General features: G+C 61.8%; 18 protein-coding genes. 7 read left to right on the top strand and 11 right to left on the bottom strand.

What is annotated here, in order from left to right; translation table 11 throughout:
- Nucleotides 1–29 precede the first annotated feature (29 nt).
- From ASF06_RS09160 to ASF06_RS09175, 4 genes are all read left to right on the top strand, one after another.
- Complete coding sequence (locus ASF06_RS09160; protein ID WP_082500806.1) at nt 30–1,034, top strand: carbohydrate ABC transporter permease; 1,005 nt, start codon at nt 30–32, stop codon at nt 1,032–1,034.
- Nucleotides 1,031–1,942, top strand: a complete 912-nt coding sequence (locus ASF06_RS09165) for a carbohydrate ABC transporter permease (RefSeq protein ID WP_055946423.1) — start codon at nt 1,031–1,033, stop codon at nt 1,940–1,942. The genes ASF06_RS09160 and ASF06_RS09165 overlap by 4 nt, the downstream gene beginning before the upstream one ends.
- A 1-nt stretch (nt 1,943) precedes the next feature.
- On the top strand, nt 1,944–3,419 hold the full coding sequence (locus tag ASF06_RS09170; protein ID WP_055945753.1) for a GH1 family beta-glucosidase: 1,476 nt from the start codon (nt 1,944–1,946) through the stop codon (nt 3,417–3,419).
- A gap of 110 nt (nt 3,420–3,529) precedes the next feature.
- Nucleotides 3,530–4,645: a LacI family DNA-binding transcriptional regulator gene (locus ASF06_RS09175; protein ID WP_235500956.1), complete on the top strand. Its 1,116-nt coding sequence runs from the start codon at nt 3,530–3,532 to the stop codon at nt 4,643–4,645.
- A 37-nt stretch (nt 4,646–4,682) separates the two neighbouring features.
- Here ASF06_RS09175 and ASF06_RS09180 read toward each other — a convergent pair whose 3' ends face one another.
- The 8 genes from ASF06_RS09180 to ASF06_RS09210 form a co-directional block, all read right to left on the bottom strand.
- Nucleotides 4,683–5,270: a hypothetical protein gene (locus ASF06_RS09180; protein WP_157439126.1), complete on the bottom strand. Its 588-nt coding sequence runs from the start codon at nt 5,268–5,270 to the stop codon at nt 4,683–4,685.
- Between the two features lie 478 nt (nt 5,271–5,748).
- Complete coding sequence (locus tag ASF06_RS09185; RefSeq protein ID WP_157439127.1) at nt 5,749–6,822, bottom strand: HNH endonuclease; 1,074 nt, start codon at nt 6,820–6,822, stop codon at nt 5,749–5,751.
- A 296-nt stretch (nt 6,823–7,118) separates the two neighbouring features.
- Entirely contained in the window at nt 7,119–8,051 is a 933-nt protein-coding gene (locus ASF06_RS20200; RefSeq protein WP_162237694.1) for a DNA cytosine methyltransferase, read from the bottom strand.
- Between the two features lie 35 nt (nt 8,052–8,086).
- Nucleotides 8,087–8,569 carry an HIT family protein gene (locus ASF06_RS19170; protein ID WP_162237695.1) on the bottom strand — a complete coding sequence of 161 codons (483 nt, stop codon included), beginning with the start codon at nt 8,567–8,569 and terminating at the stop codon, nt 8,087–8,089.
- Nucleotides 8,570–8,673: 104 nt separating this feature from the next.
- The gene (locus ASF06_RS19480; protein ID WP_157439128.1) at nt 8,674–9,744 is read right to left on the bottom strand and encodes a hypothetical protein; all 1,071 of its coding nucleotides are present in this window, start codon (nt 9,742–9,744) and stop codon (nt 8,674–8,676) included.
- A gap of 405 nt (nt 9,745–10,149) precedes the next feature.
- Complete coding sequence (locus ASF06_RS09200; RefSeq protein WP_055945764.1) at nt 10,150–11,082, bottom strand: NaeI family type II restriction endonuclease; 933 nt, start codon at nt 11,080–11,082, stop codon at nt 10,150–10,152.
- Between the two features lie 47 nt (nt 11,083–11,129).
- Complete coding sequence (locus ASF06_RS19175) at nt 11,130–12,104, bottom strand: DNA cytosine methyltransferase (RefSeq protein WP_082500809.1); 975 nt, start codon at nt 12,102–12,104, stop codon at nt 11,130–11,132.
- A gap of 299 nt (nt 12,105–12,403) precedes the next feature.
- Nucleotides 12,404–13,345 (bottom strand): AbiTii domain-containing protein, encoded by a 942-nt coding sequence (locus ASF06_RS09210; RefSeq protein ID WP_157439129.1) that lies wholly within the window; start codon nt 13,343–13,345, stop codon nt 12,404–12,406.
- 523 nt (nt 13,346–13,868) lie between these two features.
- Between ASF06_RS09210 and ASF06_RS09215 the strand changes: the two genes are divergently transcribed.
- A complete protein-coding gene (locus tag ASF06_RS09215; RefSeq protein ID WP_055945770.1) occupies nt 13,869–14,303 on the top strand; it encodes a bleomycin resistance protein in 435 nt (144 codons plus the stop codon).
- A gap of 8 nt (nt 14,304–14,311) precedes the next feature.
- On the opposite strand, the gene ASF06_RS09220 is transcribed toward ASF06_RS09215, so the two are convergent.
- Complete coding sequence (locus ASF06_RS09220) at nt 14,312–15,502, bottom strand: DUF4232 domain-containing protein (protein ID WP_055945771.1); 1,191 nt, start codon at nt 15,500–15,502, stop codon at nt 14,312–14,314.
- A 114-nt stretch (nt 15,503–15,616) separates the two neighbouring features.
- On the opposite strand from ASF06_RS09220, the gene ASF06_RS09225 reads away from it, so the two are divergent.
- Nucleotides 15,617–15,937 (top strand): hypothetical protein, encoded by a 321-nt coding sequence (locus ASF06_RS09225; RefSeq protein WP_157439130.1) that lies wholly within the window; start codon nt 15,617–15,619, stop codon nt 15,935–15,937.
- Nucleotides 15,938–16,019: 82 nt separating this feature from the next.
- Here the strand turns inward: ASF06_RS09225 and ASF06_RS09230 are convergent, their stop codons facing one another.
- Both ASF06_RS09230 and ASF06_RS09235 read right to left on the bottom strand, forming a co-directional pair.
- On the bottom strand, nt 16,020–16,871 hold the full coding sequence (locus tag ASF06_RS09230) for a pentapeptide repeat-containing protein (RefSeq protein ID WP_055945776.1): 852 nt from the start codon (nt 16,869–16,871) through the stop codon (nt 16,020–16,022).
- Nucleotides 16,872–17,114: 243 nt separating this feature from the next.
- Nucleotides 17,115–17,924, bottom strand: a complete 810-nt coding sequence (locus ASF06_RS09235) for a hypothetical protein (RefSeq protein WP_055945778.1) — start codon at nt 17,922–17,924, stop codon at nt 17,115–17,117.
- A 415-nt stretch (nt 17,925–18,339) separates the two neighbouring features.
- On the opposite strand from ASF06_RS09235, the gene ASF06_RS09240 reads away from it, so the two are divergent.
- Complete coding sequence (locus ASF06_RS09240) at nt 18,340–18,855, top strand: hypothetical protein (protein ID WP_055945781.1); 516 nt, start codon at nt 18,340–18,342, stop codon at nt 18,853–18,855.
- Nucleotides 18,856–18,940 lie beyond the last annotated feature (85 nt).

Raw genomic sequence — 18,940 nt, forward strand, 5'->3', positions numbered from 1 at the left:
CCCGCGTCGCCTTTCGGATTGGCTCAAAGATGACCAGCTCCACCCTGACACGACCCGCTCGTGTCGACCTGACCTTCAAACAGAAGCTCGCCCGCTTCGACTACAAGGTCTCGCCCTACCTCTATATAGCGCCGTTCTTCATCCTCTTCGCGCTCATCGGCATCTTCCCGATCGCCTACACGCTCAACGTCTCGCTCTACGACTGGCACCTGCTCAAGGGCCAGGGAGACTTCGTCGGTCTCAGCAACTACGTCGAAGTGCTGACCGACCCGTTCTTCTGGAACGCGTTCCGCAACACCATCAGCATCTTCCTGCTGTCCGCCATCCCGCAGCTCGTCATCGCCACGGGTCTTGCGGCCCTTCTCGACCAGGCGCTGCGCGGCAAGACCTTCTGGCGCATGAGCATCCTGTTGCCCTACATCGTGGCCCCGGTCGCCGTCGCCGTGATCTTCGCGCAGATCTTCAACCAGTACCACGGCCCCGTCGCCGGGCTCCTCGAAGCGTTCGGGCTCGAGCCCATCCGCTGGGCCTTCGACGTTCTGCCGTCGCACTTCGCGATCGCGAGCATGGTCAACTGGCGCTGGACCGGCTACAACGCCCTCATTCTGCTCGCCGCCATGCAGGCGATTCCGCGCGACGTCTACGAATCGGCGGCCCTCGACGGCGCCAACAAGATCAGACGGTTCTGGTCGATCACGGTTCCCATGATCCGCCCGACGCTCATCTTCGTGGTCATCACCTCCACCATCGGCGGGCTGCAGATCTTCACCGAACCGAAGCTCTTCGACGGCCGCACGAACGGAGGCAGCGACCGCCAGTTCCAGACGATCGTGCTCTACCTCTACGAGCTGGCCTTCCCCCGCCGAGACTTCGGCCGGGCATCCGCCACCGCGTGGATCCTCTTCCTCATCATCATCCTGGCCGGGATCATCAACTTCGCCATCACCCGCGCCATCCGCACGGCCGACGCGAAACCCGTGCCCATCGCATCCGGGCCCGCGGCCGCGCAGCGAGCGAAAGGAGCGGCGTCATGACCGCGCTCATCAGCAGGCCGAATACAGAACCGGATGCGACACCGCGGCTTCTCGAGGCCGAGCGCCGGTCGCGCAGAAAGCAGGCCTATGAGCGCCCCGGCATGCTCACGTACGCGCTGCTCGCCGCCTTCTTCGCGGGCTCCGCGTTCCCGCTCTGGTGGTCGTTCGTCATCGGCAGCCGCCAGTCGTCCGATACCAATCTCGTGCCCCCGGCCATCGTGCCCGGCCCGAACTTTCTCGACAAGGCCGCCGAGGTCTTCGCGACGGTGCCGTTCTGGCAGGCGCTGGCGAACAGCATCATCATCTCGGGCGCCATCACCGTCTCGGTGGTGTTCTTCTCGACACTGGCGGGTTACTCGTTCGCCAAGCTGCGCTTCCGTGCCAGCAACGGTCTGCTGCTCGCCGTGATCGCGACCATGGCCATTCCCACACAGCTGGGCATCATTCCGCTCTTTATGCTGATGGCCGAGTGGCACTGGATCGGCACCCTGCAGGCCGTGATCGTTCCCGGGCTCGTGACCGCCTTCGGCGTGTTCTTCATGCGGCAGTACCTGGTCGACGTCATTCCCGACGAGCTCATCGAGGCCGCCCGAATGGATGGCGCGAGCATGTGGGGGACGTTCTGGCACGTCGCGGTTCCGGCCGCGAGACCCGCGATGGCCGTGCTCGCCCTGTTCACGTTCATGGCCGCCTGGACCGACTTCCTCTGGCCGCTGCTCGTGCTCGGCCCGCGCAATCCGAGCGTGCAGACCGCGCTCGCCGCGCTCAGCGCCAGCGGCGGGCAGACTCCGGACAACTCCATGGTGCTCGCAGGCGCCGTGCTCTCGGTGATTCCCCTTCTCATTCTGTTCATCGTCGCGGGCAGGCAACTCGTGGCGGGAATCATGCAAGGCGCAGTGAAAGGCTGACATGACCATCGACATCCGGCCCACGACGAGAGAGAGCCCGCAGGGGAACCCCGACTACCGGGACTCGGGCCTCGTCTTCGATTCGGCCTTCGTGATCGGCTCGGCCACGGCCTCGTATCAAATCGAGGGAGCGGTCACGGCCGACGGGCGCGGCCCCTCGATCTGGGACACGTTCAGCGCGACGCCCGGCGCCATCGTGAACGGCGACACCGGCGAAATCGCCGACGACCACTACAACCGGCTCGAGTCCGACCTCGATCTCATGGCCGATCTCGGGCTCGAGGCGTACCGATTCTCGATAGCGTGGCCGCGCATCCAGCCGCTCGGCTCGGGCGACGCCAACCAGGCGGGGCTCGAGTTCTACGGGCGTCTTGTCGACGGATTGCTCGACCGAGGCATCCGGCCCATCGCCACTCTCTATCACTGGGATCTGCCGCAGGCGCTCGAAGACGCGGGCGGGTGGACGAACCGCGAGACCGCGTATCGCTTCGCCGAGTACGCCCGTGTTGTTGCGAGCGAGTTGGGCGACCGGGTGCAGGTGTGGACCACGCTGAACGAGCCGTGGTGCAGCGCGTTTCTCGGCTACGGCTCGGGTGCGCATGCGCCAGGCCGCACGTCGGGGGCCGATGCCCTCGCCGCCATGCATCACCTCAACCTCGCCCACGGCCTGGCCGTGCAGGTGCTGCGCGAGGTCGTGCCGGGAGCAGAGATCTCCGTCACGCTGAACTTCCATGTTCTTCGCGGCGACGACGACACCTCGCCGCAGGCCATCCGGCGTATCGATGCGCTTGCCAACCGTTCGTTCACCGGGCCGATGCTCGCGGGCGGCTACCCTGCCGATCTCATCGCCGACACCGCCGACGTGACCGACTGGTCGTTCGTTCACGCCGGCGACGCCGCGATCATTCACCAGCCGCTCGACTTTCTGGGCGTCAACTACTACTCCACGGCGAGGGTGCGCATGTGGAACGGTGTCTCGCCGCGCGAGAACGCCGACGGGCATAAGGATGTCGGTGGGTCGCCCTGGCCGGGCAGCCGCGACGTCGAATTCCTCACGCAGGATGGGCCGTTCACGGCCATGGGCTGGAACATCGCCCCCGACGGTCTCGAGGAGCTGCTGGTATCGCTGGCCGGGCAGTTCCCCGCGCTGCCGCTGATGATTACCGAGAACGGCGCGGCTTTCGACGACGAGGTCGTGGGCGGTAACGACGGCGCTGTGCACGGCGTGCGGGTGCACGATGTGGAGCGGCTCGACTATCTGCGGCGGCACTTCACCGCGGCGCACCGGGCGATCGCGCGCGGCGTCGATCTGCGCGGCTACCTGGTGTGGTCGCTGCTCGACAACTTCGAGTGGGGCTATGGCTACAGCAAGCGGTTCGGCATCGTGCACGTGGATTACGAGACGCAGCAGCGCACGGTGAAAGACAGTGGGCGGTGGCTGTCGAGGCTCATCCGGTCGCACGTGATTCCTGAGTAGGGCGCGTGGGGCGCGTGGCGCGAAACCTGAGGGAACACCAAATAAAGTGATCCCAGCGCTCGTGTGCGCGCTGAACGACTAACTCGACCAACAGATCGCAGGGCACCCACGTGACGACCGACATCCCCCGCGTTGAGCCGGTCGCGCGTGCTGCGCCGGTGGGGAGCGCTGCGCCGATGGGGGCTGGTGCGCCGGTGGGGGCTGCGCCGGTGGCGACCCTCGAGGGCGTGGCTGCTCTGGCCGGGGTGTCGAAGTCGACGGCGTCGCGGGTGATCAATGGGTCGCCGCGAGTGACCGAGCAGGCGGTCATGCGGGTGAACGCTGCGATCGCGCAGCTGCACTACGTTCCCAACCGCGCCGCGCGCAACCTGGCGCGTCGGCGCACCCAGATGATCGCGATGGTGATCCCCGAGCGCACGGCGGCGTTCTTCGCCGACCCCTACTTCGCCGAGGTGATTCAGGGCGCGGCCATGTACGCGTCGTCGACCGACTACACGCTCACGCTGCTGATCGAGAGCGAGGCCGACGCCGAGAAGACGCACCGTTTTCTGCAGAGCGGAAGCGTCGACGGAGCCCTGCTGCTGTCTCACCACAGCTCGTCGGCCACGTATCTCGAGCTGTCGCGCTCGCTGCCGGTGGTGTTCGGAGTGCGGCCCGTCGACGACCTCGAGTTCGAGGCGCACACGGTCGATGTCGACAACGTCGCGGCGGCGGCGATCGCGACGCAGCGCCTGATTGATCAGGGGCGCACTCGCATAGCGACGATCACCGGGCCTCTCGGTGCGACGGCCGCGCGGGACCGTCTGGCGGGATGGCGCGCGACGCTGGAGGCGGCGGGGTTTGCGGGGGGTTCTGCTTCGGCGCCCGGTCTCGAGCTGGTCGACGAGGGCGACTACACCCCGGCCAGCGGAGCGGCGGCGGCCGAGCGGCTGCTCGCACGAGGAGTCCCGTTCGACGGCCTGTTCGTCGCCTCGGCTCAGATGGCGTCGGGCGCTCTGTCGGTTCTGCGGGAGCACGGACTCTCTGTTCCGGGTGACGTGGCCGTGAGCACGATCGACAACAACTCCTTCTCGACCGACACGAAGCCGCAGCTGACGACCGTTGACCTGCACACCTCGGAGAAGGGCGCCGAGATGGTGAAGGCGCTGCTGGCGTTGATCGAGGGGGAAGCGATCAAGCGGGAGACGTGGATTCCGATCGAGCTCGTGGAGCGCGGGTCGGCGTAGGGGGTCTGCAGTCAGCGCGGGGTAACTCGTCGAAATCTCAGGCAGGCACCAGCGTCCTGACGATGTCGTCGGTGTACCCGTCGGGCGCGAAATCCACGTAGAAGGTCGCGATCCAGAGGCCGCCTCCGATGAAGTGCGTTTCTCCCCACAATGCGTATTCGTCGGAGCGGTCGACGGCGCAGCGGGTTCCGCCGCTCTGCTCCGTGCAGCCGAATCCAGCGGCGGTGAGCTGCGACACCAGTGAGGCCAGCTCGTCGGACGCGGCAAGGCTGATCGAGGTCGACAGCCCCATGCCGCTTCCTCCGCCCGGTGCCACCCAGAAGCAGTCGAGATGCTCGCGACTCTCGAGCAGGGGAAGGAGCGTGGCCTCCTGCGTTCCCAAGGTCGCCTGCCCCGGGGTGGCGGTCCACTCCGGGTAGATACGAACAGGAACGCCGGCCGCGGTGCGATCCTCGAGCGTCACCGACTTGGGGGCTTTGCCCATCAAAATGGATGCCGCGAGCTCGGGCGTCTTCGCACCGCTGCGTTTCGCAAGCTGCTCGGGAGTCGTATTGGCGATCGAGGCGCCGGGCAGCCGCCGCAAGATCGCGCCGATGCGGCGCATGCCGGGGGCGAGGGGTTCCATCATGCGAGCGTACGCCCGGCGCAAGGATGCGGCGCCTGGGCCGAACGATCTCCGGAGTACGGAGCCTACCGGGGGAGGTGCCGGCTTTTGGCCGTCATCCGGGGCGGGCGACCCGGCCGGCAGCCCACGAAGCGCCTATTTTCGCGCGTGCCATTTGTTCCGGAGACAGCGTGACATCGAAGGATGACCGGGGCGTCGAGGCGTCGAGAACCTGCGGATCCGCAAACGCCTCGAGCGCTCGAGGCCACCGGCGCCTGAGCCTGCTGGTCGTCGACAGCAACCGACAGCGCGGGTCGCCCTCCTAAATCGTCTGCCCTGTTTGTGAACCGTTGGTGGACTACGCACCCGTGAAGAAGACGGATGAGACACCCGGCTCCTAGACCAGGCTGAGAAATTCAGGCGAGGGTGACGCGGCATGCGTCGTCACCTCGTTGTGTTGTAAGCCTCGTCGCTGGCCAAGTAGCCGTGATCGCTCCAGTCAGAAATCATCGAACAATCTCTCGATCGAATTGGTGCTCCAATCGGGATCCAACACAAACTTGTCTTCATGGTGAATGTCGTAGTTCAAAACCTCATCTTGCTCCTCCAGAGAAAGAACAAACTTTGATCGAAACGCTCCGTAGATGGCGACATCGGTCTGTGCGTCGCGAAGCGCGCCTGGCTCATCTGGATCATCCCCTGTGACATGAGCAATCACCCGTCCATCAAGCGACCCGCAAATTTCGAAATTTACAAGCTCACCATCCCAAGTCACTTCGGCATCGTCGACGGTCACCTCCATATGTTGGATGACCGGCGTATCTACTGCGAACTCGTGAGCAAAGGATTCATCGGGCCCAATCACCAGATGGCCCCGCGTCTTCTCGATCGTGTAGTCCACAAGATCGGACGAGACGTCCTCGATTAATTGGATGAACTCACGATCAAGCATCACTCGCACAAAACTCTGAACAAACCGAAGGCGGTTATTGATCAGAACCCTAACGTCGTAGCCTTCCCACCCTCTTGATACACGAAGGTTTGCGGGGCTCACGTAGTCCACCAGCCCCTCATCCAGCATTGCAAAACGCTGAACCAGCCCAGGAGCGAAAGTCGAGAAGGTATCTTGTGTGGCGGAGTCACCTAAGTCAGCCGCGGACGCGCTCGCTAACGACGCCGACAGCCCGTGACCGTTTCTCATCGATTCGACTATCAAGACCACATCGTCGGCCCTCGCAATTGATTTATCCACTTGCTCGGCAAAAGCCAACTTACGGTGCAAGTCTTTGTTCGATTTGGACCGATTGCATCTGCCGCATATCACGGCGAGATTTTCCGGCCCCTGCACGTCGAACTTCTCGGGTAGGTCGAGCGCTAGCTTCACTTTACTGAGTTCGTCGACTGAGACTGATTGTGCAATTAGGTGGTCGATCTGTAGATCCGAAAACCGCTTGGGTTCTCCACACGAGTAGCAACGGTAACTACCGACCTGCGCCAGCGCCGAGCGCAGCTGAGTGTTCGAATCGCTATCCCCGCCATATCGGACAGCTCCTTTTCCCCTTGGTGTTGTCATGGCGGCAGTCTCCCCTTTTGATCGGCATCGCCATTCTGCCCGCAGGGAGACATCAGGGATATCTCGATTGACAAGTCACGACGCAACCCTAAGTACGATCGACAACAAATCCTCTTCGATCAAGACGAAGCCGCGTAGCTGACGACTGTAGGTCTGCACACCTTGGAGAACGCCGCGGATAGGCTGAAAGGAAATGCTGGTCGGGATCGCGGCAGATATGGTCGAGCGGGAGACGTGAACTCGGCCGAATGAATGAAGGGGCGTCTTGTCGACACGCTCAAGAAAGATGACCCAGGTCAAACCCGGATAAGTGCCTCCATTAGCTCACGACCGATGGCTACCGCTGTGGGCGGAGGGAATGCCCCCGCTATTTGCCGATAAACCGATGTCTTTTTGCCTTCAAAAATCCAACTGTCTGGGAACCCCTGGAGAGCGGCAAGCATCGGGTTGGTCAGACGCGGCGACGCCCTTTTGGGCGTGTCAAGGGAAGGGGGTTTCTCGGCAATGCCACTACCGTCCACGCCAAGGGTGTACCAAATATCCTTTGTCCTTGACGGCCCAAGATCAGCCCCCCCGTGAAGCTTCGACCCACCGACTATCGTCGGCGCTACACCACGCGCTAGTCGCGCCCACTGCCTCGCACCGGGCCAGGAATTTGCGGACATGAATGGCAGCAATGCCTCCCCAACGCTGGGAGGCGGCCCAATCGGAGCGGGCCAGACAAATCGTGAAAACGCATCGGCCTGGATCGCAACGAGAACCGCGCGGCGGCGGGATTGAGCAAGCCCGTAATCCGCACTGTCCAGTACGCTCCACGCGGGCCGGTACCCGTCCTCGACGAGCTTTTCATCAATCTCTGCACGGAGTTTGGCAAACCGAGCCGACATCAAGCCCGCCACATTAATCAGGAGTACAGCGGTTGGCCGAATTCTTTGTACAAGTTCCAAGATCTGCATGTACACGACACGCCCATCTGACTCTTGGCTAACTCCGGCAACGCTGATTCCCGCACTACTTACATTGCCCGCCAACAAGGTCACTCGTTGGCTTGCGAGCCTCTCCGCGAGAACCTCGCTCATGACAGGCTCGATAGGCCAGTCTCGGTTCGCCCGGATCGTCCCACGCGCGTCAGGGTTGCCTTCGACTACGAGAAGGGGTTCGAATCCTGCGTCCTCGAGGCCCAACGCCAAGCCTCCAGCACCTCCGCTTAAATCGATGAAACTGTGCACTGCCGAAGGCGCTCCATCTCCTGTGGAGACGAAGTTCAACGAAGAATTTCGCTATCCGAAAGAAGGTCGAACAAAGGTAGATCAGTGTTAAGCGGCTTAGGCACGTGTGGTTTACGGCGACCAATCAGCCTGGTGGTTCGCACCTGGCTAGACGTGAGTGCAGGCTCGAGGCCAGCCCTTATCTTCTCGACCAAAAGATCTTCGTCCGAATGACTCAAGGACTTCTTCGGTCTCGGATCCTCCCACGGAGCCTTATTTGGTAGAGATTCTTCATTAGGAAAACGCGGTATCAAATGTGCGTGCACATGACTTTCGGCGTTACCGAGAATCGCCACATTCACTCTCGAGCAAGACGTCGCGTTTTTGATCGCATCAACACTGAACTGAATCTCTTCCATGAAGGTCATCAGCTCGATCGCCGGTACGTCACTCAAATGATCGAAATGATCACGCAAGGTGACGATGCAGCGACCTGGAAAACGAGAGTCGCTGTAAAGCCCAATCTCGGACTTCGTCATCCTTAGTATGGGAATCCACAGACCAAAGCCACATACCTCACAATCAGCCGAAGTCTCCGCACGAACGAAGGTGCGGGTTCCCGTTGGCTGATCTAGCTCTCTCATCAGAACACCAAATACTTCCTCGTTAGCGCCTCGAGTTTGGGTGAGAAAAATATCTCATCTAAAGCAGCTTGCAGTTCGCGGGCAAGTTCCCGAGCCTCCGCAAACTCTTTCAGTTTTTCAGCTTCTTCTCTGGACTGTTCTTTTCCTATCAACAGTCTCCACTCACCATCCGACAGTAAGCCGTTAAAGGCATCGACTGCTCGAACGGCTCTGAGAGCCTGTCCGGCCGTATCAACGCTGGCACCGGTAGATACAAGATACTCGACCTCCCTCAAGAAGCGAAGGGAGGGAGGCAACAGAAATGTGTCCACGATGGTGTCGACTAACTGGTCTTTGTCCAGGCCCCTCAGATCCAAGGTCAGAAGCGGTAGAACGGACGACGCGTAGGTGAACTTTCGCGGACCTATTAGTTTTAGGCGGCGCAACGAGCTCGGAGCGCCCGACTCAGATTTCGCTTGGTAATCCACTGCGAGCTGGCGCCAATAACGAGCCAAGTCATTGACAAGAAACCTTGGCACGCAGCTGCTCCCCAATGGGATCGCATCTACATAGCGCTTCACCATTTTGTGCAATAGCTCTTTGTGCAAATTAGGACGACAGAGGGATACAGATTCTTCCAGGACAAGTGAACGGCGCGAGTGCGTCCGATTTGTATCGGCCTCTAGACCAATAACCTCGTACAGGTCACCTGCATCAATAATTGCGCCGAAAAGACCCGTCGAACCGGGAGCTCGAATCTCTCGCCCGGGAACAACGACGCTCCGTAACCCGTCTACTAAGTCAACGGTCCACGTCTCTCCTTGATTGCTGGGCCCGTGACGCACAATCACATAATCCAGATCCGATTCGTTTGACATTTCGTATCGCCCCAGCGACCCGAATCCAATCACGTCGACTTGAGGATCAAGGTCCGAGGCTAAGAGATGAGAACGGGCATTGGAGATAACCGTTTGGCTTGCCTCATACGAACGAATGAGATTTGGAAAGTCCGCCTCTTGCGCCCCGAGCCGGACTAGTGCGTCGACGAACTGTTGGCGAATCGTCACGCCTTCAGTTACTTGTATGGTCATCGCTCCCCCTTGATGCTTAGCACGATCCTAGTGGCCGCACAATTTCCCCAAGAAGCAGTTAGATCCGCCACCTGCCCGTCGTGCTGTGTCGGCACACCTGAGCACACACCCTCACCTTCGTCTCGGACATCGCGCCAATAGGTGACGGTATGCCGTTCCCATCCCGTCGTTGAAAGAAATCGAATCCTACGCAGACGCGACCCGAAACGTGGTTCTACATGAAGGACGCTGATTTGCGCCTGGGCAATCAAGCCGCACCGACGCTAGGCAGTATTGCTCAGTGCGTCGACCAGCCCTTAGATGCTCAGCCCTCCGGTCTGGGAGGAGCGCATGCAGCACGGCGCTCTGGATCACGTCCGGTTCTCGCTTGGCGGCAACCAAAATCACCCTCGCTTCTTTTCGCCCCTAACGCGGCGGTGGTATCTCAAGATCGTGAAACGCGAATGATTCCGCAGGCACAGCGACCCACGCCTCACCTGATATATCGAAACCAAGCATGCGGGCAAGTTCGCGCTCATCGGTCCAGGTCCCAACGAGCACGATCAGCCCTCGCTTCCGGAGCTCGACTTTGGCCTCGCGGGCTCGTTTCATGGGGTCGGAAAGGCCAGCACCGACGATCGCTATCGAGCCCCGGGGGATGACGACTTCAGGCAAAGCCTCGAACAGCGAAACAAGCCGTCCTCGCAGACCCCCGGACCCAAGTATGACGCTAAGTTCGTCGCGCCTCAGCCGATGGAGCGGTTCCGGAGGTAGCGCCGACTCAGCGACAACCAGCAGGGCGTAGCGCCGTCGCGCCTCCGCGATTGGCGAACGCTTGAGGTCGCGATTTCCCTTCCCCCCGGTCAGCCAAGCGCGATGAGTGCGCATAAGCCACGCCTCAAACGTGTGCGCCCTAGCATCGATTCGGATCATTAGCGTGACAGCGCACTGACCCTCCCTTGGGATCATCCACGTCGTCCGCGTAGTCCCCTTGATCTCGACGGCGACCCCAAGGATGCTCGTATCAAGCGGCGGCTCCTTCTTGAGCCCGAGCTGACTAATCACGTGATATTGCAGCTTGGTTCCGACAGACGACCGCTCGTCAGAGTCAACCGAGGAGTCCGTGAGATCAAATCGCCACGTACGTGGACCGTCGAGCACGTATTTCACGGCATCGTCGGCCGCAGTCCGCAGCAGATCCTCGACTGGTTGCGCCTTCAGCCACTGATAAACCTTAACCAGCTCTACGTCGTCGACTGGATCCTGAATTACGTGTGGCTCCGGGGTGCCCGATCGTCGCTCATCAGCCTGACAAATATCACCGGGAGCGGGGATCTCAGCATTACGGCTACTGCCCATATATCGAAACTACCGCGTACCCGATCGAGAAAGACCCTAGAACGCGTCTATGCGACCACCGAGAGTCGTCCGCGCGAGTTCGAGACGCCCAAGGCCGCAGCGATCCTGCTGCCCACTGCGCCCGCAACCGGAGGCGGAAAAGCATTGCCAATCTGTCGGTAGACGGATGTCTTTCGTCCGGCGAATTTCCAACCCGCATCGAATCCCTGAACTCGAGCCACCATTTCGTTGGTCAACCGAGGAACGTGTAGAACCGGATGATTCATCGATGGAGCTTCATCAGCCACACCCTTGCCATCGACGCCAAGTGCTAGCCACGCTTGTTTGGCACGCGTTGGCCCCAGGTCCGCGCCTCCGTGCTTTTTCGAGCCGCCGACTATGGTCGGGCCGATCGAATTCGCCTTCTGCGCCCAAGGGATAGCCCCCGCCCAGCCATTGGCACTCATGAGTGGCAACAGCGCCTCCCCAACCATCGTCGGAGTCCCAACCGCACCTGGCCATTCAAACTTCTTGAACTTTTGGCGACGAATAGCGACGAGAATAAACCTCGGGCGAAGCTGAGGAACGCCATATTCCGAGCTAAGGATCAATTGCCAATCCGTCGCGTATCCCATCGACTCAAGTTCGGTCCGAATCGAGTCTCGATATGTCTGAAACCGCGCTGATGCCAAACCCTTGACGTTCTCGAGCATCACGGCAGCTGGCCTCGCCTCACGAACAAGCCGAATAGCCTCAGGGAAAAGGTCGCGCTCATCATCCGCTCCAAGCTGCTTTCCGGCCATGCTGAACGGCGGGCAAGGGACCCCGCCTGCGAGCAGATCGATGCCGCGGTAGTCCCGCCCATTAATCTCGCGAACATCTCCTTCGCGAACATTCCACCCGGGACGATTCAAGCGCAGGGTGGCCGCAGCGTCTCGGTCGATCTCGACTGCAAGCTCGTGGTCGAAACCGGCTTGCTCCAGACCATAAGACTGACCACCTGCACCGGCGCAAATCTCGAGTGCGCTGAGGCGCTGTGACATGGGACTCCTTCGGTATCTAGATAAGTCAACCACGAGCATCAGACACCGAATAAACTCGGTGCCGATGTCTGCTGCCAGATGGAGAAACGAGCCCGAACTTGGTTCGGAACCCCCTAGGATCCGCATGAAACGAAGACCCAACCCGTGGATCCGTTTTAGAGGTCACGACCAGCGAGGCCAGGTCTGGTCTTAATGGAAAATTCCCGTGCTGACCGACTCTCTGACCTATCGGGCGCTGTCCATTTTTGGGCAGCACCCGAATGGGTGCCGTGGGGCGATTTTATGAGGGAGGCAAAAATCTAGTCAGATTCTGCTCGATCCAACGTCAACACCTCGCCCAAAAATGTATAGGTGTTTATGAAGATGTAGCGAGCTTCTTGACCGGAAATTACTGCTGAGTTATGCACACCAGCGGAGACCCTATCGTAGAGATGATTGAGGGTGTTCCCCAGTCGTGCGGCCTGACCCCCAGCGATACCACGTTGATGAATGCTCGCGTTGATGCGATTTTTCACCTTGTCAGCTTTGACGTCCAACCGCATCTGATCATTGAGCTCGTAGGGCTCGTCCCGTGGCTTGAACAAGTGATCAGCCACCGCGTCAATAAGTTGACGGCACGTGGTCATCGCCTGGCTTACCGCGGAAGGATCATCGGACCCCAATCGTTCAGCCAGACTGTCGATCATTCTCAGCGCGTTCCCGGCCATTCCGGCCAACGAGCCATCAACAGACTGCTGTGCCTGCTCAAAGAGGGATGCCTGGACCTCACCAAATCGAAGTTCCGCGTAAGTATCGGCCGCATACTGGTAAATCTGGGCATCAACTGCCCCTAAGACTCGGGCTAGGGCCGCGATCTGCCCGGCTCCTCGATTGATTTGAGTCGCTCGGTTGTTCATCGCACTGCTCACATAGTCTCCCGAGAGACTTACTTGAGCTGAGTGCCCTGCGAGTGCAGATTGGGACGACTCCATCATTGCTTCAACGGCTGAAGCCGACCCCCAATAGCCCGTCTTCGCTTCTCGGTCTATCCACCGCTTTGTTCGAGCCATCCACGTCTGGCCTGCCTCGGTACCTGGAACACCGTTCAGCTCGTACCCGAGCCACTCCTGAGCCACCACATCGCGCAATAGCCGAGCGAGGCGAAGTGTCTTCAAAACCCGCCTAGAAGTTGATGTCTGCGCCAATTCGACATCTGTAAGAAGCGCTTCAGTGAGTTCTAGCGCTTCAGCCCTTCGATTCATTGCTCAACTGTATCGGGCACCAACCTCAGCGTTTTGCGGGACGAACATGAAACTATCGATAAGTGGCGATCGGCTTTCGGAGGCTAGGAGTCGGCAAACTGAACTCGGCGCTGGGCATGTAAGCGTGCGTCTCGCCGACGGTGGCAAAAGGGGCGTCAATCATTGGACGAAGGGCGGACCATGCTTGGTCTCCCGCTAGCACTCGATAGACCCGCTCGACACTCGAACTTCGGTCCGTCTTGCTCGACAGCTGCCGCCGACGGGTCTGCGACCCCGGTCGAGTAGAGAACAGAAGCGATGTCGAGCTCCGGCGTACCCGGTCTCACCGCCTTGATCGCGCAGGTGGTTATCGGCACACCTGCTGGGCACTATGTACCAGCCATCGCATGGCATCGGCAGCGACACGTCTGTCGGGCCGTCACCAAGTTGAGAGATCGCAGACACGTACTCGTCCCCCATCATTACGCTCAGAAAGTCGCGCACTCGCCCCGACCTACTTTCTGCCCCATGCAACGATGGTCCGATGCCCACCCCACCCGCACCCGCCCTCGTCCCCGAATTGCTCGTCACCGATCTCGACCGCAGCCTCGCCTTCTGGCGCGACCTGTGCGGGTTCGACGTCGCCTACGATCGGCCCGAGGAGCGGTTCGCCTACCTCACCCTCGGATCGGCGCACCTCATGCTCGAGGAGATCGGCGACGGGCGGCACTGGATGACCGGGCCGCTCAAGGCCCCGTTCGGTCGCGGCATCAACTTTCAGATCAGCGTTCCGGATGCCGAGTCGCTCAGCCACTCAATGCAGGCAGCCGGGGTCGAGTTCTATCTGCCGCTCGAGACGACCTGGTACCGCGTCGGCGACGAAGAGGCCGGAGTGCAGCAGTTCCTCGTCACCGATCCCGACGGCTACCTCGTGCGCTTCCAGACGTCGCTAGGTCGCCGACCCGCCGCTCAGCCCTAGCCGAAAACTCAGCCCACCGCTGCCTGCAGCGCCCACGCGGTGACGGCCACGGTCGAGCCCGCCACGACATCCAGATCCACCGGCCACGACCCGCGCACCGCACCCGCATATTGCGCGCCGAACATCTTCGTCGCCACGAGCTGGCCGCCCGTCGCGGCCGCGTCCCATCCGAGATACGTGATCGCCGATCCGCCAGCGGGAATCTCCACCCGCTGAGGGCCCGGGTCCGTCGCCACGAACGAGCTGCCGTGCTCGATGGTCACGTCTAGTAGGTGGTCGTTCTGGTCTGCGAAGGCGAAGTCGGGGTAGCCGTCGACCACGCACGGCGCGTCGGAGAAGTTCATCAGCTTCACCGAAAGCACGCGGTGCCCGGTCGCCGCATCCGGCTCACCGATCAGCATCGCGGCTTGGTCGGGCGTGCACCAATCGGCGGCCGGCGAAGCCGCATCCGGAGCCACCGTCGGAACCGGAACACCCTCTGCATACGGGTCGGGAAGCGCCCCGGAACTCTCGTCGAACCCGTTCGCGACGGCATCCTGCTGCACGGCGGCCCTGTTCGCGTCGCGCACCCCGGCCACGCCGATGCCGACCACGGTGGCGAGCGCGACGACGACCACCGCAGACAGAATCGCCAGCCCGCGGCGGCTCGGCTCGCGCCCGTCAGTGGATGTGCGGGGCACGCGGGCCCGACGTCGAGCCAGCACCGCCAGCATCAGCGCGGGAACCCACCCCTGCACCAGGCCCCAATAGGCGCCGATTGCTGCCTGGGTTCCGAGGCCGTTGAGGAGCATCTGCAATCGGCCGGGCGGGAAGGCGTCGATGATCGTCGTCGCATCGGCCGCGAAGCCGACGAGGGCGCCGGCCGCGATCGTGGCGAACCACACGATCACGAAGCGCGTGCGTGACGAACTCGTCTCGCCGACGACCCCCACAACGAGCCGGTGAGCCACGACAATCGCGCAGGCACCGATCAGCGCGGCGAGCGCCGCCCACAACGGAGTTCGGGCCCAGACGAAGAGGGGGATGGTGTCGGGGAGGACGGCGCCGATGCTGCCGCCGAGGAATCCATTCCAGACGAGCGCGCCGTTGATCGCGCCGCTCGCGACCCACAGCACCGCCGCCATCGCGGCGGCGAGCCATGCGACGTCGATGCGTCGGCCGGGTGAGCGGCGGCCGGATGGGAAAGAGGGCGAGGTCATGCCCTCACGCTAAGGCACTCGCATTGGGCGCTCGCGAAGAGGTTGGAACCCGATGTCTCATCGCCGTAAACCATGCGAATCCAACTTCACCCCGCGCCTCGTTATCCTGCCAAGATGACCGCACCTCGCACGAGCCACCGCTCAGGGTGGATCATGGTGAGCGTCGCGCTGCTCGCTTCGGCTGTCGTGCTGATCGTCCTCTGGCAACCGCCGACGGGCAATTGCCCCGCGGTGATTCCACAGCCCTGGTGGTGTGACGCCGACGACCTGCGCGACTATGCGTTGTTCGCCACCCTCACGTTGGGCGCTCTGAACGCTGCCCTTTTTGTGACGGCGTTCCACCCTCGCCCGGCGCTGAGATACACCGCCGTGATCCTCTGCATCGTCACGGTGGTTGCAGCACTCATCTTAATTGCTGGTCTGGTCAACTCGTAACGGGTGCGTCTCGCCGTCCAGCGAAGATGGCGAACTCGATCTCACAACGCCCGGGCCCGACGAGCTGAGCGACCTCTAACGTCTAGCTGACCCAGTGCCGCGGCCTCCTGAGCGCAGGTGGCAGTGCGGTTGTGCCGTCGCCGTGAGCCGCATCTACCTGTAACTGCGTGAGAAACAGCGCATTCGACAGGTCTGCTCCCTCGAGCCGCGCGTCGCGCAGATCTGCGCCGAGCAGGTCTACGCCCGCCAGGTCGACACCGCGAAGATCCGCCGCGATGAGGTAAGCACCTCGGAGGTCGGCGCCGCACAAACGAACTGATCGCAGGTCGCGACCGACGAGGTCCGCTGACGGATGCAGGTCGCCCAGGCCGCCTGAGGTAGCGGCATAGCCGCCCCGCGCCTCTTCGCTCACCTCGATCAATGTGTTCCGCACCTCTGCGCGAAGACTCTCGACATCAGACGCCACGATCGATGAAGCATCGCCGTCGAGGGCGCGCATAATGTCGTCTCGGAGATGGTTCACCGGCTTCGCGAGGTCAGACATCCTGGTGAGTTCGCCCGCTTCGACCAGATACCAGAGCATCTCGTGCAGCTGCCGCACGACGGCGAATGTGCTGAACATGGCCGCGCTCGTGTCGGGGAGTTCCCTCCAGCTCGTTCCCCCGAACAGGGTCTGAGACACGTATTGGCCTGCACCGAAGCAGTCGAAGACAGTGCAGCCGCGAAAGCCTCGTGGCCGCAAAGAGTCGTGGATGGAGCAGGAGAAGTCGTCGGTGAGATTCGAGCACGGAGTACCCGCCGGCTTGTCGATCGGAAAGTCGGCGGATCGTTGAAAGCCGAAGGCCGTGCAGCAGAGCGCGAAGCAGTCAGTGCAGTTGGCTCGCAGGGCCGAGCGGATGTCGGTGGGCACGTCGGAAGAGTCGGCGAACGTCATGAGTGAATGGTCTTTCTGAGGTGGTTTCGTCAGGGGGCCAGGGTGCAGGGGAACTCCGCAGGGAGCTCCCTCTGCGGGCGCACGAAATCACCGCCCCTCGATGGAGGAGCAACCGGGTGTCGCTGAATGGCCTCTGGGTCACAGAGAGAAAGAAGGTTTCACTGAGATCAGGGTAGTCCGATGCCGAGCGCGGCCGCACTTCGATCGACGCCGAGCGCAGCCCGGTCGCCGACGAGCCGACGGTCAGTTCTGGTCGGCGCGCGCGTTCTGCCGGGAAGGGTCCACGACGATGGGCGGCTTGTCTCCGAAATACAGGGGCACCGTCGTGTCATACGCGGGGCTGGTCAGAACGTACCGGTAGGCCGCTTCCTCGTACGTCCACTCGTAGTACGTCATCAGGAGCTGGCCTTTCATGTCGCCAAACCCGTTGTTCGCGTACCCCTCCACAGAGAGCGCTTTGTAGGGAAGGCTCGTCGTCGACGTGGCATCGTAGTTGCCATCGCTGTAGCGAGTGATCTGGGCCGGATCGATATAAACGAGGTGGTTACCCTCAATCGACGACTGATGAAGTCCGACTATTTCGCTGAGAAGACCTTTGTGTCCGTCGGATTCTTCCTGCGACACGTTGTCAATCTTGGTGAGGCAGTCGACGATGTTCTTGGCCGCTTCGAAATTGAGGTCATTGGACTTGTCCAGCACGAGCGCCTGAACTACGTCGAGCCGCTTCGCGAACCAGCTCTGCACCTCCGGTGCCAAACTGTTCTGGGTCATCGCCGCTTCACCGGGGATGAGCGCAGCGAAGAACTCGTTGCACGCCGCGTACCTGTCGAGCGCACTCAACGTCGTCCAGGCGTCGCCCGTCAGGCGGTCGTAGTCGATTGCGCCGGTGAACTTCGGTGTCGGCGTCGCAGTCGCGGCGGGTGGCGTCGTGGGTTCACTCGATCGACTCGGCGACGGCGTGTTCGACGCCTCTGGTTCACTCGAGCAGCCGCATAGTGCCAGCGCCACGATCACAGCGGCCAGTGCGATCGTTCCGGGCTTCTTCAGGCGCATGGCCGTCCCCCTCAGCCGAGCGTGTGTGATCGGCGCGTATCCCCACCATGTTTATAGCAGGCGATGTGACAAACCCTCAATACCGACCGACGGAGAACGCTGTCGGTCACAGTCGCCTCTTCCGATACGCTCCCTTCAAGCACATCGGGGATGAGGAACACGGGGGAACGGCGTGACACAGATAACTTCGGCGGCCGCAAGATGGAGGAATCGCAGACTCACCGGCCTCGCGATCTGGGCCCTGGTCGGTGCTCTTGCTCTCAGCCTCGGTGGATGCGCCACCTCGCGGGAGGGAGCGGAACCCACGACCACACAGACAACAGAATCGCTTCCGGAGCCCACCGCCACCGCCGCCACCGCCGATGTCGAAGAATCAAGCGACGGTGGAGGATCGTCTGCCCCCTACAGCGAGGGCATGGAGATCGGCGAACAGATCACTATCGACTGCGGTGGCATTCCCGTCTACGCACTGAGCCCGAGCGGTTCATCCGTTCCGGAATCCGAGTACACGCTCATTTCGCCCACGGAGTTCAGTTCATGCCGATTCGACCTGGACACGGACGGAGATGGTTACTCGACCCCACGCGACGCGCTGGGCGACGCCGTCTACGTTCAAGGCGGACTGCTGGAAACACTCGACGGAGGCTCGACTGACGTGTCGCTACTCGACGACCCGGCACTCTGGACGAACATCTGCGATGGCACGCGCCAAGACGTGACACCCCCTGGAGATTGGACCAGAGGAACGTCCTGCGTCGTGGATGGCTCCATCCATTCGATCTTCTATCTCATCATCGGCCACACTCCCGACAACAAGCCCGCGACCGTATCCTGCGGCGTAGAGGCAGGCGGCGTTCAGCTCGATGGCCGAGAAGACGCCGTCGAGACCACCTGCTTCTTCGTGCTCGCGAGCATGTTCGGAGGGGGCTGAAGCAGGCCTGCCACGGGCGAGGAGTATCGAGACCACCCAGGGATGATCTCGATACGCGGTGCTCGTTCCTCGCGACCGCTACTCG

The organism is Agreia sp. Leaf244 (assembly GCF_001422695.1).
In the GTDB taxonomy this organism is placed as follows: Bacteria; Actinomycetota; Actinomycetes; order Actinomycetales; family Microbacteriaceae; genus Agreia.